We start from the raw sequence: 15666 nt of genomic DNA on the forward strand, positions 1-15666 counted from the left end.
GGAGCGGTACTTTTTATTGAGACACAGGAAGGATGAAGGGATGAATCGAAAAATATCACGCAGAAAGTTTCTAAAGTGGGGGCTTGCAAGTGCTGTCACAGCAGCAATAGGCGGCAGTTCTTATACGATCTGGGGTGAACGATTCTGGTATGAAACGGTTCCAATTGAGCTTCAATTGAAACGATTGCCCCTGGTATTCGATGGTATACGGATTGCACATATTAGCGATCTACACTTGGGATTCTTTTATAATTTGAATCAATTGAATCATGTGGTTGATAAACTGAATGCACTCGGGGCAGATCTCATCTGTTTTACTGGCGATTTATTTGATAGTCGTGTTGAGCATGAAAAAGAAACTTCCCATTTACTCAGCCAGCTTCAAGCCCCTCTTGGCAAATGGGCCTGTCTTGGCAATCATGATTATCAAGCCAAAGTGAAATCCGTTAAACCCGTTCTGATTAACGGGGGTTTTCGTGTGCTTCAAAATGAGAATGAACGCATCACGATGCGTGGAAGCTCTTTTACACTGGCAGGTCTAGATGATTCTCTTGTTGGACGTCCAAACTTGAAAGCCACTATTAAAGGTATTCAGCCCAACGAATGTACAATTCTACTATCACATGAATCCAGTGTGGCTGATCAAGCAGTTCACTACCCCATTGATCTCATGCTCTCCGGTCACAGCCATGGCGGACAAGTTAGACTCCCACTAATCGGAGCCGTATTTACACCTGAAATGGGTGATAAGTATGTCATGGGACATTATATGTTGGATAGAATCCCGTCTTCTCCGCTTCATGTCTATACAAATCGAGGAATTGGGACAACACATCTGCCGATTCGGTTTCTGTGTCGTCCTGAAATTACTTTGCTCACATTGCGAGCACAATCATAAGCGTCCTGTTTCGATGATATACCCCGCACCTTTATCAAGACGCTTCTTCTCAACCATTGATAACTGCTTCACTTCCGGTGTGGCAATAAAGTGCTTCGCAAGATGGCTTTCCACATAATCAAATGCTTTCTCATCCGAATCTGCAATAACAATTAAATACACAAGCTGATCCTGCAGCTCAATTTCCATTTTATACATAAACATTGTCATCCCCCCTTATGTAATTGGTAAGTGTACCCATTCATGTTATGATATTATCAAAATAAGGGAGGAATATCTATGATTCAACTCGGAATTAGAGCTCCAATCTTTACGGCTGTTAGCACACAAGGGGTCATTCAATTAGCCGATTATTTGGGGCAGCGCCCGATTGTTCTCATCTTCTATCCTATGGATAACACACCTGGATGTACAAAGCAGTTGTGTGCTGTGAGAGATTCCAAATCCTTATATGCAAAATATGATGCGCTTGTCATCGGTATCAATCCTGCTTCGGTAGAATCTCACCACGGATTTGCAGACAAGCATCAATATGATTTTCCAATTGTCTCAGACAGCAATGAGTCCATTCGCAAGTTATATGGCATTAATAAGGTGTTATTCCTGATGCAGCAGCGAGTCGTCATTGTCATTGGAAAGTCTGGAAATATCATTTTTGCTGAAAAAGGACTCCGTTCAACCGAAGAAATAATTGAAGCCCTCGCAACAGAAGCAACCGAATAAAACCTTGAATAAAAAAAGCGAAGAGCCACCGAATAATCGATAGCTCTTCGCTTTATATATGATGACGAATGATTACTGGGACAAACGAAGCGCAAGTTCATACATGTCCATGTTAAATGCTTTCTTCGTATTCACGACCGTATCAATGTCAGTTAATACAAGTTCATTGTTGATTACACCGCACGCTTTACCCGATTGACCCTCAATCAAGCTGCGAACAGCGAAATCTCCTAAGCGCGATGCAAGAATACGGTCATTATGTGTTGGGCAACCGCCACGTTGAATGTGACCAAGTACCGTAACACGTGGATCCATACCACTTGTCTCTGCAATCACTTTGGAAACGTCCTCGGCTTTACCTACACCTTCAGCCATTACAATAATACTATGACGTTTACCATTTGCGAAGTTTTCCTTCATGTGTTTACCAATACCTGCAAGATCGAAAGGTACTTCTGGTACGAGAATCGCTTCAGCACCACTTGCAAGTCCTGCGTACAAAGCGATATCGCCGCAATGACGACCCATTACTTCTACGATAGAAGAACGTTCATGGGAACTCATGGTATCACGCAATTTATTAACAGCATCTACTACGATGCTTACTGCTGTATCAAAACCAATGGTTACATCTGTGAATGGAATGTCATTATCAATTGTACCTGGCAAGCCCATTGTACGAATACCAAGCTTGGATAGCTTATTCGCGCCTTGGTAAGAACCATCTCCACCGATTACAACAAGACCGTCGATACCACGTCTCCGCAAGTTCTCAGCACCTTGTCTTTGACCTTCTTCCGTGCGGAATTCACTACAACGCGCAGATTGCAAGATTGTACCCCCACGCTGAATGATATCTCCTACACTGCGTAAATCCATTTCACGAATGTCATCATTAAGTAGACCTTGGTAACCACGCTGCACACCATATACTTTTAGACCAAAAAATAATGCACTGCGCACAACTGCACGAACAGCTGCATTCATTCCTTGTGAATCTCCACCACTTGTTAGTACTGCAATTGATTTGATTGTTGTCATAGAAAGATCCTCCTCCATATTGCTGCATGCGTTATGATGTACTCTTCTGGCTAGTGAAGCGAATCACTAATGAATTTAGAAAAAAGAACAATCTCGTCATTGGGCTTTTAACCATTAATTTTCGTGATACAGCTTTTACTTCAGGCTGTGTCCTTACTTTAGGATCAGATAAATATAAAGCTAAAAGCCCCTCAATGATCATACGATGAAAGACCGGATGTTCCAAATGCTTGATTTGTCCCCGCGCCTGTTCAACCATATAAGCAATTCGCAAGGTTGTCGTATCCATATTGTCATAATACGTACAAAAATTCAAATCCCCACCTATTTGATCTTCTTCTTGATCGATTAAATAATCAAGCAAAATATGAAGTCCATTAACCGATGGGAAATAAGCTTGCGTGATTCGCTCAACTTCAGGAGCTTGCAACTTAGGATCCGATGCCGCTAAAAACAACATGAACATGCCAAGCGTCGATCCTGTCGCCGCAGCGAACTCGTTCCAATGTAAATCCGGATATTCCTCACGATGTAATTCCCACCAGTTCACTAATGAATCCTCGCGAAGATCACGATGAATATGCTTATACACTTGTAGATCTGAATATAAGCTTACAAAGCTTGTAACCGAAGAAGCTACCAGTATATAGGATGGGAGCATCATGATACAACGGCGGCATTCTCGCACAAGTTCATGCAAATAGCCTCCATCATTCTGCTCCGTGCGCAGCGCGTAATAATCTTGCATAGACGCATCAGGATTAACAGCATCAAGCATAGATTGATGTAATAATCGGAAATCTTCTGGATCTAGGGATGTACTTCGATCACATAAGTTGTCCAAATAATCGCTAATCGTTTGAAAGGCAACTATTAATGGAATGAGAACATGACGCATAGATAAGTTAGCCGCCGCATAGACAGCCCCACCCTGACAGTGAAATTCTTTGTGCGTAATGCTATCGATTGCTTGTTTCCTCAGTTCGGGATCCGGGATACGCTCTGCTTTCTCTCGCCACTGTGAAAGGGACGCCTTCACTTCAGGAAGCACATATCTATACACACGACTCATGAGCCCGATCGGTCCTTTGGGGACCTTGTTGTTATTAGATGAATATTCTCTCAAGCATGTCCACCACATTTCGATCAACTTAATCTGTATACTTCAATTCTCATTATTACACATTATTTGTCATAACATCCGTTTTTTATCAGCCATGCATACGAACTTCTAATTCTTGATTAACACGAAACCATAAATGAAGATCATTGATCGTGCTCGCTCGTTCAGCAATTGCTGAATTCAATTCACAAGAAACTTGGAAGTTATCTTCTTGATCCAATTGATGCTGTTTAGCGATAATTACTAGCTCTATTTGCTTAATGCGTTCAGGTATTGTACCACGAATCTCTTCCCAGCGCAGTAAAATAGCGCACCGCTCATCAGAAGAATATTCTTCCCATTCTTGATCAAGATACGGCGTCTCAATGCCTAGGCGTTCATCGAAAATGAAACTATAGCTCATTTTGTATGGCTCCTTCTCCTATAAAAGTTCTAGAATATCTTCTTATTCTATTATATGATGGAACTCATGATCATGGCTACTTTATAGTGTCTGTTAACTTCTTATGAAACTTGGTGATTATCTTTGGTGCGCAACAATAAATTAATGTATCTCATTCTGTTCACATTTATAGTCTTTTTCTCTCAAGCACTTGTGAATACATTCTTTCCCCTTTATTTCGATTCAAAAGGATGGAGCAAAACTCAAATCGGAGTATTCAGCTCTCTCGGTCCGTTAATTGGAATGTTCTCAACCATTGGTTGGGGAATTGTCAGTGATAAAATGCAGACAATCAAAAAAATATTTATCATCTTACTCTTAGGGCAATTCATCATCACCTCCATCTTATTGCAATTCGATGATTTCGCAATCGTGATCGCGTTGATGGGTGTGTTTTTCTTTTTTCAGCAGCCTATGGTCCCATTAAATGATACGAATTTGATGCTGTCGGCTAGCTCATTTGGCAAAAACTATGCCTCTCTGCGTATCTGGGGATCACTTGGTTTTTCTTTTGCCTCTGTTATATTCGGTCAATTAACGAACTATTACGGTGCTAACATTACCATTTACTTAAGTCTCATCGTTATCATCATCACTTTCGTTTTTGTCCTACCGATTCAAGATACGCCCGGTTCTACGAAAAAGTTACAATTCAAAGGTATGTTCCGAATCTTGTTTAATTCTAAAATGGTCGTATTCCTAGTACTCGTGTTTATTATGTCGATTGCTCATCGTACAAACGATGCATTCCTTGCCGTATTTTTACGTGAGCATGGTGCTTCAAACACCTTGATCGGTTATGCATGGATGCTTTCTGCTGCGAGTGAGATCGGTGCCTTTTATTATCTAAGTAAACATGGACATAAATATAAAGAACTTGCTCTGCTCACTGTAGCAGGAATCATGTATGGGATAAGACTCACAATTGTAGGATTCACAACAGATCCTTATGGTCTTGTCGCAACACAACTGATGCACGCTGTGACGTTCGGTATTTTCCTTGTAACTTCCCTACGTTATATGCAAACCATAATTCCCATTGAATACCGCGCTACTGGACAGGCTATATTCTCTGCAGTCTGGGTTTCAGCGGCCGGCCTTATTAGCGGAGTAGTTGGCGGCTGGATCTATGATAGCTGGGGTGGATCTATGCTTTTCCGTCTCGCAGCTATCTGTGGATTTATCGCGGCTATCGGATTTGCTATCACGAACATCATTCAAAATCGAAATAACGAACAGTATTCAAAGTCAGCAAATTAGCGTATAATATGTAAATGGTTTTAGTACCAAGTCCTAATTATGCCTATTATTTTGAATTTAATGAAAGCAGGAACGCTGACATGGATTATCCTTCATTCAAACAAATCGTCCTGGATCGTCGCTCTGTACGTAAATATACAGACAAGCCTGTATCCGTTGAGGACATTCGTGAAATTATTGACTGCGCTCGCTATGCGCCAAGTGATACCAACTCACAAACATGGAAGTTTATTGCGGTCATTAATCCGGAAAAAATTAAAGAAATCGAAGCAATGACTTGGAGTCAGCTTCATGCTAAGGCCGCGGAAGCAGAAGCAAAAGGATTGCAACGCGAAGCTAAACTACTCGTAAAATCTTTTGGGCCTTATGCGACAGCATTCTCCGACGCGCCAGCGCTCATCGTTTGCTTAGCAACACCATATCAATCCAAATTCCGTGATAAAATTTTTGATCCGATTGCGCTAGTCGAGCCTCATGTATGGGAAGAAGAAGGAATCAAAAGTTCCTGTCTTGCCGCACAAAACCTGATGCTGGCAGCTCACGCCAAAGGACTGGCAACTTGTCCAATGACTGGACCTGTCCTACTTGCACAAGATCAGATCAGAGAATTACTAACGATTCCTGATGAGTACCAAATTAACATGGTCATCTCCCTTGGACATCCATCGGAACATCCAGGTAGACTTGCTCGTAAAGAAATTGATGAAATCCTCGAAATCGTGTAATACCAGCGATACAAGAGATAGGACAAACCCACCTCATTTTTAAGAGGTGGGTTTGTGTGCACGAGAGACATTCTGAATATAGCACGCATACACTATTCTATTATGTGTTTGAAGGGAGAACTCCATTTGACCAATCCTTACATTATCGTAGACTTGTCAGATCGTATGCTGTACTTACTTCAAGATCATAAAGTCACTCGTGGTTTTCCAATTGCAGTAGGTGCGATGCTAACACAAACACCTACTGGAGAATATACCATTGTCAATAAATCTAGCAATCCTGGAGGTCCATTTGGCGTTCTCTGGATGGGATTATCCCGACCTCACTATGGCATCCATGGAACGAATAATCCCTCCTCTATCGGACATATGGTTTCTCATGGTTGTATTCGTATGTATAACGAAGATGTTCTGGTGCTCTCATCCCTTGTTGATATTGGTACGACTGTTATCATAAGAATATAATCTGAGTTTTTTAGTAGAAATTCATACAACCAAAAAAAGACAGCCTCCAGCAAGCCGGAATACTGTCTATGAATTGAGAATGAGTGCTGTTTACAGCTAACCATCCGTCGCGTATTATAATTTGACTACGTTTGCGGCTTGTGGACCACGATTGCCTTGCGTAATTTCAAACTCAACTTCTTGGCCTTCATCTAATGATTTAAAGCCTTCAGCCTGAATCGCAGAAAAATGGACGAATACGTCATCCCCACCATCAACTTGAATGAAACCGTAACCTTTCTCTGCGTTAAACCATTTCACTTTCCCTTTCAAATGAACAACCTCCTAAACTTACGTCTCAAGGACGGATACGAAAATTATATCATCAAAAAATTCTGAAATCAATGAAAATCAAGCCCATAAATTTACATTTATTGAATAAATAACAGGGTTATCCTCCACCTTCTTGCAATAGATGTGGGGCTACGGTATGATGGGGCAAAACGCTATGAAACGGAGTTTACGCATATGATTAAAAAACATCAAATTTACAAAACAGATAATTGGAACATGCTGACAGTCGAGGTCAATGGTACTCGATTTGTCGTTCGTGAAATATCGGATCAGTGGGGCGAGGATTGCCAAACGTTCTTAAGCCGTCAAGCACTTAGACATTGGGCAGATGAACGCTTTGCATCTGAGCACTTTACAGGAACTGAAGAAGAACGTCAAACGATTCTAGCAAATATCCGTGAAGTATAAAATATTTGACATTAGGTTCGTCCACTCGTTATAATATCGATACAAGTGAATAGCACACTCCAAAGGGGAGTAGCTAGATACGATATAATCGTCAGTTCGAGCACATGTTGCTCCGGTTATATTGGCAACGTAAGTTGTTAGCAAGACCTTTGCCAAGCATTTTCTGGTAAAGGTCTTTTTCTGGTTTCGTGAAGCCTTTACCGTCATGGTAAAGGCTTCATTTTTTTTGTGCGGATGGTTCACCTGAAAGAAGCAAACACTAGAATAAGGAGTGATTGAAAAGTGGAATGGTTCTCATTAGAAATCATCACAGCATTATTGGTCATTGTTGGGATTGACCTTGTACTTGCCGGAGATAATGCGATTGTCATCGGACTTGCAGCACGTAATGTACCGAAAGAAACACAGAAGAAAGTTATTTTACTAGGTACCGCAGGTGCCATTGTCATTCGAATTATAGGAACACTGATTGTGACTTGGTTACTTGCTATTCCGGGTCTACTATTTATCGGCGGACTTATGCTCTTATGGATCTCTTATAAATTGTTAACGGATAAGGGCGGGCATCAAATCGAAGCAAAGACCTCTGTATTCGCTGCCATTCAAACGATCATAATAGCGGATGCAGTAATGGGTTTAGACAATATCATTGCAGTTGCGGGTGCTGCACACGGTAACATTTGGCTCGTCATTATCGGACTTCTCATATCTGTGCCAATTATTGTATGGGGCAGCACATTATTCATTCGCTTAATCGAGCGTTTTCCAGTTATTATTTATTTTGGTTCTGCAATTCTTGCTTATACCGCAGCCAAAATGATTGTTGATGAAGGTTTTATGAAACCCTTTTTCGAAAATAGTCCACTCGCCAAGTATACATTCATCGCTCTAATTATTATTGCCGTGATTTGTGCAGGAAAAATCAAGCAAATGTCCGGATATACTGTTAAAATGAATGAAAACGGCGACTTATCTCTGCCAGCTGATTTAATCCACGAAGCGAACATTAACTTAGAAGATGCTTATGTTGTAAAAATCGGTGATAACGGCAAACTGCAACTTTCTAAGAATGACAAGCAGTCCGATGATGCCTTATCGCACAGCGCAGGATAAAATAGTTGCTCTTATAGAGGAGAACATGTTTCGATGAATCAAACCGAGAACATCATTATTTTTATCATCTTATCTTTTGTACTAGCTATCATTCTGATTACGAAAAAAGACACGATCCCTCCACGCATGAAAAAAATGCTCGCGATATTCGCACTCATTTTCATACTCTTCTCATTCGGATTAATTGTGTATAGTGCGTTCTCAATGGGAAGCTAATTCGTTATAATGTAACTACAAGGCGGTCATACTAAGTGGGAATGATTAATCATTTCTATCGGAGGTGTGACTGTCATGCGTTTACTATCGTTCGTACTGTCTATGAGCTTAATCGCAAGTACGACAGCAACGATGCAGAATAATAACTCAAAACCAACTTATTCCAATTGGAGGTCACACATGTCCAAAATACCTACTCGTAAAGATGTGCCAGTCGAACAACAGTGGAAGCTGGAAGATATTTTCCCAGATCAGAAAGCATGGGATCAAGAGTACAGTGAAGTCAAAACAAAACTAGCTAACGTACCAGCACTTCAAGGAACGTTGAACAATGCAGCCTCGATTAATCAGGCTTTTGAATTGGACAATGAATTATCCTTACATACGGAGCGCCTAGTCGTTTATGCCAACATGAAGCATCATGAAGATACGGCAGAACCTACATTCCAAGCTTTGATGGATAAATCATCCAAACTAAGTGTTGATGTTGGTGAAGCACTTTCCTTCATTTCCCCTGAAATCTTATCGTTATCTGATGAAAAGCTTCAGGAACTTGTCAAAGATCCAACTCTTCAAAAATTTAAGAGAATCTTACAAGAGCTTATTCGTCAAAAACCACACGTGTTATCCAAAGCCGAGGAATCCTTACTTGCAATGGCACGTAACATGTCAGGTGCGCCAAGCACGATCTATAGCATGTTGAATAATGCGGATATGAAATTTCCGAAAATTAAGAATGAAAAAGGCGAAGAAGTTGAATTGACTCATGGGTCTTATATTCAATTCTTAGAAAGCCGTAATGCGCAAGTTCGTGCAGATGCTTTCCATGCTGTATACAGTACATATGCCAAACAAAAAAATACAATCGGTGCTACACTTAGCGCGAATATATCAAAAAATATTTTCTATTCCAAAGCTCGTAAGTATCCTTCTGCACTTGAGGCCACACTATTTGGCGATAATATCAAACCGGAAGTGTACACGAACCTAATTGATACCATTCACGAATCATTACCGATTTTGCAAAAATATTTAGGCCTTCGTAAAAAGCTGCTTAAAGTAGATGAGCTGCATATGTATGATTTGTTCACTCCACTTGTTGAGCAATTCGATATGCACATTACATACGAAGACGCAAAGAAAACGGTTAAGGAAAGCCTTAAACCGCTTGGCGAAAAATATCAAGAGATTTTACAAGATGGTTTCGATAACCGCTGGATCGATATTTATGAAAATCAGAATAAGCGTAACGGCGCCTATAGCTGGGGATCATACGGTACACACCCTTATGTGTTGTTGAACCACAAAGAAAATCTAAATTCGATGTTTACATTAGCTCATGAGATGGGCCACGCCATCCACTCTTACTTATCAGATGCAAATAATGATTATCATGAAGCACAGTATACGATTTTCCTTGCCGAAGTAGCATCTACCCTCAATGAAGCGCTTCTCATGGATTACTTGCTTAAGAAGACAACAGATCCAAAAGAAAAGCTATATCTGCTGACGTATTATGCGGATCAATTCCGTACTACAGTATTCCGTCAAACGATGTTTGCCGAGTTCGAGAAGATTACGCATGAAAAAGCAGAGCAAGGTGAATCCTTGACGCCTCAAGAGTTCAGTAAAATTTATTATGATCTCAACGTTCTGTACTATGGTAAAGGTATGGTTGTAGATAAAGATATCGAGATGGAGTGGGCACGTATTCCTCACTTCTACAATTCATTCTACGTGTACAAATATGCAACTGGCTTCTCTGCAGCAACAAGCTTCTCGAAGCAAATTCTCGAAGAAGGTCAACCTGCTGTTGATCGCTACCTCGGCTTCTTGAAGAGCGGTGGCAGCGACTACTCCATTGAAATCCTAAAGCGCGCGGGTGTAGACATGTCCACACCTGAGCCGATCAAACAAGCGATGAGCGTATTCAAATCCTTGGTGGATCAAATGGAAGAGTTAACGAAGTAATGGCGTTTATTGGGTAGCAAAAAGCCTGCAGCTCTCTTAAATGAGGACTGCAGGCTCTTTCATTATCAGATGAATTGACAGACCATCACAATAGCAACAGTAAATAGACCACCGATTACAGAAGCGAGAACATTTACCCAATCGTTATTCATCCACTTTATACCCCGAACAGGGAATGTGGGTTGTCCGCAATGACTTGTTCTCTCTACTTCTTTACCGCAAACCCTACATTTGTACATCACTTGGAGCAAGGCGCCAAGCGTAGAGTCTGCAAGCGAACCCAACAACCCTGCGATTGTACCCATAACAGCTAGCCCACCGATAGATATTTCCATTTGGTGCATGTCCGGATGATTAAATGCGAAAACGCCAGCAATAAGTCCAATAAACAAACCACCAAGAGCAGAAGCTGTAAGTCCGAGTAAGGTGATACCACCTGATGTACCCGCAGGTACAACTTTCCAAGTCATAATAGACCTTGGCTGTCTCCGGCTCATCCCTCCGATTTCGGTTGCCCATGTGTCTGCTGTTACAGCAGCCATCACACCTACGTAGGCAAACCACCATAGTGGATTCGGGAACAGCACATGCATCATACATAACCCTAGACCAAGCCCACCGTTCGCAGTAACTTGACCTGCGTCCCTGTTCCCTGATTTCTCATAACCACTCTCTGCTTCTTCTTTACGTCGATGTTTCCATTTGGATAATAAACTTGACGATATAAAAAAGGCAATCAATGTGCCGTACCAAGCCATTGATCCCCATGCAAACAAACAGGTGCCCAGCACGATTGCAGCTAGAGCACCACTTATTGTTAGCGAACGTTTCATATAAGCCGCTCCTGCAATAAGCACACTGCCTGCAAGACCTAGACACCACGAGAGTATCATTTTCCTAACACCTCTATTTCGGCTTCACCTGTTTTTCTATCACTTTATAGCCATCCACCTTCACACCATAGGAGATGGATTCCAAATAATCAAGCTGCTTACGCTCGTAATTTTCATCACGCTTGATGATCTGATTCGCTTGTATGAAATAAGGACGGAATTCCATCGCTATCTTGCCATTTTGCAAAGTAAGATAAAGAAGACCCGTGTCTGCATTCACACCTTTCACATAATCTGGGAATAAAAAATTACCAATCGAGTAAGCGATAGGTTTGCCTTTATAAAATTCAAATCCCTGCAGCACATGCACATGACTGCCAACAATCGCATCGGCTCCTGCATCCATGATTTTGCGAGCATACGTACGCTGCCATTCTTCAGGTTTATTGTTTTTCTCAACCCCCCAGTGCAGATAGACGATTAGGTAATCAGCACCTTCACGTTCACGTTCAATGACTGGCAGCACACTTTTCTCATTGTAGGCTTCAGCGATGCCCGGATGATTATTTCCCGCAAACCAATACGTCTGTGGAATAAATCTAGAGAATGCCAAGAATTTAATCTTTTGTCCTTTAATTTCGACCGTTTTGGCGGAATAAGCTTCCTTGGCATTTCGCCCGCCACCGACGTATTTGAGACCGGCATCATCTAGATGCTTTAAGGTATCCAGAAAACCTTTTTCTTTAAAATCAAGCACGTGATTATTCGCTATCGACACCATGTCAAAGCCCGCATTTTTTAACCCTTGCAGGGAAATCGGGTCTGATTTGAAATTGTAAATCTGGTTTGTGTCTTTCTCAGTCTGATTGGTAACCGATGTCTCTAAATTTACAAAAGCATAGTCTGCAGCTGAAACTTCCTTTTTTACAAATTCAAAAGGGAAATCAGGTCCATTCTTCTTAATCGCTTCCTTCACGGACCAATCCATCAGCGCATCACCTGCATACACAATGCGAATCGCATCTTGCTTAGCAGTACTTGGAGAAGGGCTTGAAGAAGGTGTTGGCTTCGGTGTGCTCGCAGGACCAACTGATGGTGTGGGTGTATTCGTTACGACAATGGGTGATGGTGTTGCAATATCAAGCGGTTCAACCGACTTGGTTCGATCATCAACTTGCGTCCATACAAAAGCGCCTGCACCGACCATTAAAAGTAAAACAACCGCTAGAATCCATCCTTTGGCTGGCTTGTTCTTCCTACGAGATCTCAAATCACTAACACCCCTTTTATTCTATTTATTTCATAACAATCGTTGAACGACCCAGCTCCTCAGATCCCCAATTCAGTGCAAGTATATCTTCGTTTTGAACAGGTCCTACACCTGCCGGCGTGCCTGTGTATATAATATCACCTGCTGCTAAACCATAATATTGGCCTAAATAATCAATGATGGTTTGCAAGTCAAAGATCATCTCATTTACAGCGCCTTCTTGCTTGACTACTCCATTTTGAACTAAAGAAAAGGAAGTTAAACCGATCTGCTCCATACCAGGAAATTCACGAAATGGCGCAAGCAATGCGGAGGAACGGAAACCTTTGGCTTTCAGCCACGGTTGACCTTTTTTCTTCAATTCACTTTGAACATCGCGTAAGGTAAAGTCAATACCAAGTGTAAATCCATCAACGATGTCATCCACTTTCATTCCTATTTCATAGTCTTTGCTAATATGTAAGACAAGTTCGCCTTCGTAATGAATTTCCCCAAGCGTTCCCGGCAATTGAACAGATTCCCCATTCATATAGGTCACTGCATGTGTCGGTTTGGAAAAAATAAGGGGCTCATCTGGTACAGGATTCCCCATTTCTGCTGCATGCATGACATAATTTCTTCCTACACAAAATACGTTACAAATGTTCTTTTTCATGATGATCCATCCTTTTCCCCGTTAAATGTTATTTAAAATATAGTGAAAATTATAATAAATCTCATTTATGTTTACAATTCTTGTTGCAAAACAGTTTAGAACTAAAAAATTATGGTATAATCTAAAAGTTCATTTTTTGTTAACTATCATTTATTGCACACAGCAGGAAAAGAGGCGGTAACGTATGGTACGTTGGAAAGTAAATCTAATCGTGCTATGGTTCGGACAATTTATGGTAATGAGCGGAATGACAATGATTATGCCTTTTTTACCCCTTTTCTTGCAAAAAGATCTAGGTATGACGGACATGCATCAAGTCGCGATCTGGTCTGGCATTATTTTTGCAGGCAACTTTGTCACATCATTCATTTTCCAACCCATTTGGGGAGGGCTTGCTGATCGATATGGACGTAAAGTCATGCTCATTCGATCTGGCCTTGGAATGGCAATCGTTATGACTTTGATGGGATTTGCACAATCCGCTTGGATGTTATTAGCCCTGCGTATGGCCAATGGGGTCATTTCGGGTTATGCACCGGCAGCAGTTTCCCTCATGTCAGCCAATACACCCCGTGAACGAATCGGTGTTGCGATGGGATTCTTGCAATCTGGAGCTGTTGCTGGTTCTATCCTAGGACCATTTATAGGTGGAATCCTAGCAGATTGGCTCGGCAGTTTCCGTATGATTTTTTACATCACGGGAATTTGCTTAACAATCGCAACGATATTAACTTGGTTTTTTGTCAAAGAATCGTTTAATGCTAAAGAAGCAGCAGCAAAACCGAAAATATCGATCAAAGAAGGTTGGTCGCAGCTGCAGCATATTCAGCAGCTTCCTGCTCTTTATACCGTAACCTTCATTATTCAATTCGCGATGCTAAGCTCTCAACCTCTAATGGCACTATTCGTAGGGGAACTGCACGGTCAAGGAGAGAATCTCGCCTTCTATGCAGGACTTGTCTCCTCCATTACGGGCTTCTCCAACATGTTCTCTGCACCTATACTCGGCAAGCTATCAGATCGAATTGGATCTGAGAAAATCTTATTTTTCTGCCTAATTGGTGCTGGATTGATGTTCATCCCACAGGCACTCGTTCATAATGTATGGCAGCTATTCACAGCTCGCTTCTTCCTTGGTATTTTTATTGGCGGATTACTACCAACAGTGAATGCCTTAATTCGTAAACATACGCCAACAGGCATGGAAAGTAGATCCTACTCTTTCAATACAAGTGCACTTGCGCTAGGTAATATGATCGGACCCGTAGTCGGAGGAGCGTTATCCGGTTTTATAAATATTCAAGGTATATTCATAATGACGTCCGTACTGCTCCTCATCAATGCCGGTTGGGTATGGAAATCTTTATTCCACAGAGTTAGAGTACACGCGCAATAGCAAGCCCGTCAAAAGCAGGCAGCGTGGTGCTCTCCAAACGTGGATCTGTTGCAATTTGTCGGTTGAAGGCACGCATGGCCTCAACCGATTTTTTTGTAATCGTAGGGTCTTTTGTTCTACCGTGCATGAGAATATTATCTCCCACAATAATGGCTCCAGGATTGGCAAGCTCGATTGCACGTTCCAAATAATTGGGATAATTCACTTTGTCTGCATCGATAAAGAAGAAATCAAACGTCCTACCCTCTTCTTTTAGTTGAGATAAGCTATCAAGCGCTTCCCCAATCCGGTATTCCACATATTTACCAAACCCAAGAGATTCTAGGTGACCTTTTGCAAGTTCTGCAAATTCAGGACGAATTTCAAGTGAAACCAAACGTCCGTCTTGAGGCAAACCGCGGCAAAGGCACACACCACTGTACCCACCAAGAGCTCCAATTTCGAGCACGTCCTTCGCTTTGATCATTTTAATGAACATCGTCAGTAATCTGCCATAGGCAGGGGCAACTGAAATGGATGGCATCTTATTCGCTTCAATATTAGCCTGAATGACTTGCAGATCCTGATCAGGTGCATAAAGTTGGTCCAAATAAGCTTCAGGGGTATATATGGGTTGTTCATTTTGCTCAGACATGTAAATAATCCTCCTTTAAATACGTGGGGAGTTTGTAACAAATCGTACTTTCCCCTATACTTGTTAATTGTATGGTTTTTATGCTTTTCGCACAACTCATACGCATTCCCACCAAACAATCGATAAAATAAATTTAGTTCATATAAGGAAGGAACGATTT

19 protein-coding genes are annotated in these 15666 nt (G+C 41.5%); 10 read left to right on the forward strand and 9 right to left on the reverse strand.

All coding sequences use genetic code 11. The annotated features are described in order from the left end of the window. Window positions 1-40: 40 nt before the first annotated feature. Window positions 41-898, forward strand: a complete 858-nt coding sequence (locus tag ACSBOP_RS15190) for a metallophosphoesterase (RefSeq protein WP_442601371.1) — start codon at window positions 41-43, stop codon at window positions 896-898. On the opposite strand, the gene ACSBOP_RS15195 is transcribed toward ACSBOP_RS15190, so the two are convergent. After that, a complete protein-coding gene (locus tag ACSBOP_RS15195) occupies window positions 893-1102 on the reverse strand; it encodes a DUF3906 family protein (RefSeq protein WP_442601372.1) in 210 nt (69 codons plus the stop codon). The genes ACSBOP_RS15190 and ACSBOP_RS15195 overlap by 6 nt on opposite strands. A gap of 75 nt (window positions 1103-1177) precedes the next feature. Between ACSBOP_RS15195 and ACSBOP_RS15200 the strand changes: the two genes are divergently transcribed. Further along, complete coding sequence (locus ACSBOP_RS15200; protein ID WP_442601373.1) at window positions 1178-1621, forward strand: peroxiredoxin; 444 nt, start codon at window positions 1178-1180, stop codon at window positions 1619-1621. 72 nt (window positions 1622-1693) lie between these two features. Here the strand turns inward: ACSBOP_RS15200 and pfkA are convergent, their stop codons facing one another. From pfkA to ACSBOP_RS15215, 3 genes are all read right to left on the reverse strand, one after another. Next, window positions 1694-2662, reverse strand: coding sequence for a 6-phosphofructokinase (pfkA, locus tag ACSBOP_RS15205; RefSeq protein WP_442601374.1), 969 nt, complete (start codon window positions 2660-2662; stop codon window positions 1694-1696). A 31-nt stretch (window positions 2663-2693) separates the two neighbouring features. Further along, on the reverse strand, window positions 2694-3734 hold the full coding sequence (locus ACSBOP_RS15210; protein WP_442604490.1) for a tetraprenyl-beta-curcumene synthase family protein: 1041 nt from the start codon (window positions 3732-3734) through the stop codon (window positions 2694-2696). Between the two features lie 139 nt (window positions 3735-3873). Beyond that, complete coding sequence (locus ACSBOP_RS15215; protein ID WP_442601375.1) at window positions 3874-4188, reverse strand: hypothetical protein; 315 nt, start codon at window positions 4186-4188, stop codon at window positions 3874-3876. A 126-nt stretch (window positions 4189-4314) separates the two neighbouring features. On the opposite strand from ACSBOP_RS15215, the gene ACSBOP_RS15220 reads away from it, so the two are divergent. The 3 genes from ACSBOP_RS15220 (at window position 4315) to ACSBOP_RS15230 (ending at window position 6677) form a co-directional block, all read left to right on the forward strand. Beyond that, entirely contained in the window at window positions 4315-5487 is a 1173-nt protein-coding gene (locus tag ACSBOP_RS15220) for an MFS transporter (protein ID WP_442601376.1), read from the forward strand. Between the two features lie 80 nt (window positions 5488-5567). Continuing rightward, window positions 5568-6212: a nitroreductase family protein gene (locus tag ACSBOP_RS15225; protein WP_442601377.1), complete on the forward strand. Its 645-nt coding sequence runs from the start codon at window positions 5568-5570 to the stop codon at window positions 6210-6212. A 126-nt stretch (window positions 6213-6338) separates the two neighbouring features. Then, window positions 6339-6677, forward strand: coding sequence for a L,D-transpeptidase (locus tag ACSBOP_RS15230; RefSeq protein ID WP_442601378.1), 339 nt, complete (start codon window positions 6339-6341; stop codon window positions 6675-6677). 114 nt (window positions 6678-6791) lie between these two features. Here the strand turns inward: ACSBOP_RS15230 and ACSBOP_RS15235 are convergent, their stop codons facing one another. After that, entirely contained in the window at window positions 6792-6989 is a 198-nt protein-coding gene (locus ACSBOP_RS15235) for a cold shock domain-containing protein (protein ID WP_258208050.1), read from the reverse strand. Window positions 6990-7184: 195 nt separating this feature from the next. Here ACSBOP_RS15235 and ACSBOP_RS15240 point away from each other — a divergent pair, with 195 nt between their 5' ends. The 4 genes from ACSBOP_RS15240 to pepF all read left to right on the forward strand — a co-directional run bounded on the left by ACSBOP_RS15240 (window position 7185) and on the right by pepF (window position 10718). After that, complete coding sequence (locus tag ACSBOP_RS15240; RefSeq protein ID WP_442601379.1) at window positions 7185-7418, forward strand: hypothetical protein; 234 nt, start codon at window positions 7185-7187, stop codon at window positions 7416-7418. A gap of 282 nt (window positions 7419-7700) precedes the next feature. Further along, window positions 7701-8531: a TerC family protein gene (locus tag ACSBOP_RS15245; protein WP_442601380.1), complete on the forward strand. Its 831-nt coding sequence runs from the start codon at window positions 7701-7703 to the stop codon at window positions 8529-8531. A 33-nt stretch (window positions 8532-8564) separates the two neighbouring features. Further along, entirely contained in the window at window positions 8565-8747 is a 183-nt protein-coding gene (locus ACSBOP_RS15250; RefSeq protein WP_442601381.1) for a hypothetical protein, read from the forward strand. Window positions 8748-8927: 180 nt separating this feature from the next. After that, on the forward strand, window positions 8928-10718 hold the full coding sequence (gene pepF, locus ACSBOP_RS15255; protein ID WP_442604491.1) for an oligoendopeptidase F: 1791 nt from the start codon (window positions 8928-8930) through the stop codon (window positions 10716-10718). A gap of 65 nt (window positions 10719-10783) precedes the next feature. On the opposite strand, the gene ACSBOP_RS15260 is transcribed toward pepF, so the two are convergent. Genes ACSBOP_RS15260 through ACSBOP_RS15270 form a run of 3 tightly spaced genes read right to left on the reverse strand, consistent with a single transcriptional unit; the run spans window position 10784 to window position 13476 of the window. After that, entirely contained in the window at window positions 10784-11611 is an 828-nt protein-coding gene (locus tag ACSBOP_RS15260) for a DUF92 domain-containing protein (RefSeq protein WP_442601382.1), read from the reverse strand. A gap of 13 nt (window positions 11612-11624) precedes the next feature. Then, a complete protein-coding gene (locus ACSBOP_RS15265; protein ID WP_442601383.1) occupies window positions 11625-12821 on the reverse strand; it encodes a CapA family protein in 1197 nt (398 codons plus the stop codon). 25 nt (window positions 12822-12846) lie between these two features. Beyond that, on the reverse strand, window positions 12847-13476 hold the full coding sequence (locus ACSBOP_RS15270; RefSeq protein ID WP_442601384.1) for a fumarylacetoacetate hydrolase family protein: 630 nt from the start codon (window positions 13474-13476) through the stop codon (window positions 12847-12849). Between the two features lie 184 nt (window positions 13477-13660). On the opposite strand from ACSBOP_RS15270, the gene ACSBOP_RS15275 reads away from it, so the two are divergent. Continuing rightward, window positions 13661-14872: an MFS transporter gene (locus tag ACSBOP_RS15275; RefSeq protein WP_442601385.1), complete on the forward strand. Its 1212-nt coding sequence runs from the start codon at window positions 13661-13663 to the stop codon at window positions 14870-14872. Here ACSBOP_RS15275 and ACSBOP_RS15280 read toward each other — a convergent pair. Next, on the reverse strand, window positions 14853-15506 hold the full coding sequence (locus tag ACSBOP_RS15280; protein ID WP_442601386.1) for an O-methyltransferase: 654 nt from the start codon (window positions 15504-15506) through the stop codon (window positions 14853-14855). The two genes, ACSBOP_RS15275 and ACSBOP_RS15280, sit on opposite strands and share 20 nt — an antisense overlap. Between the last annotated feature and the right edge of the window lie 160 nt (window positions 15507-15666).

The organism is Paenibacillus sp. KN14-4R, assembly GCF_052180255.1.
Classification (GTDB): Bacteria; Bacillota; Bacilli; order Paenibacillales; family NBRC-103111; genus Paenibacillus_AM.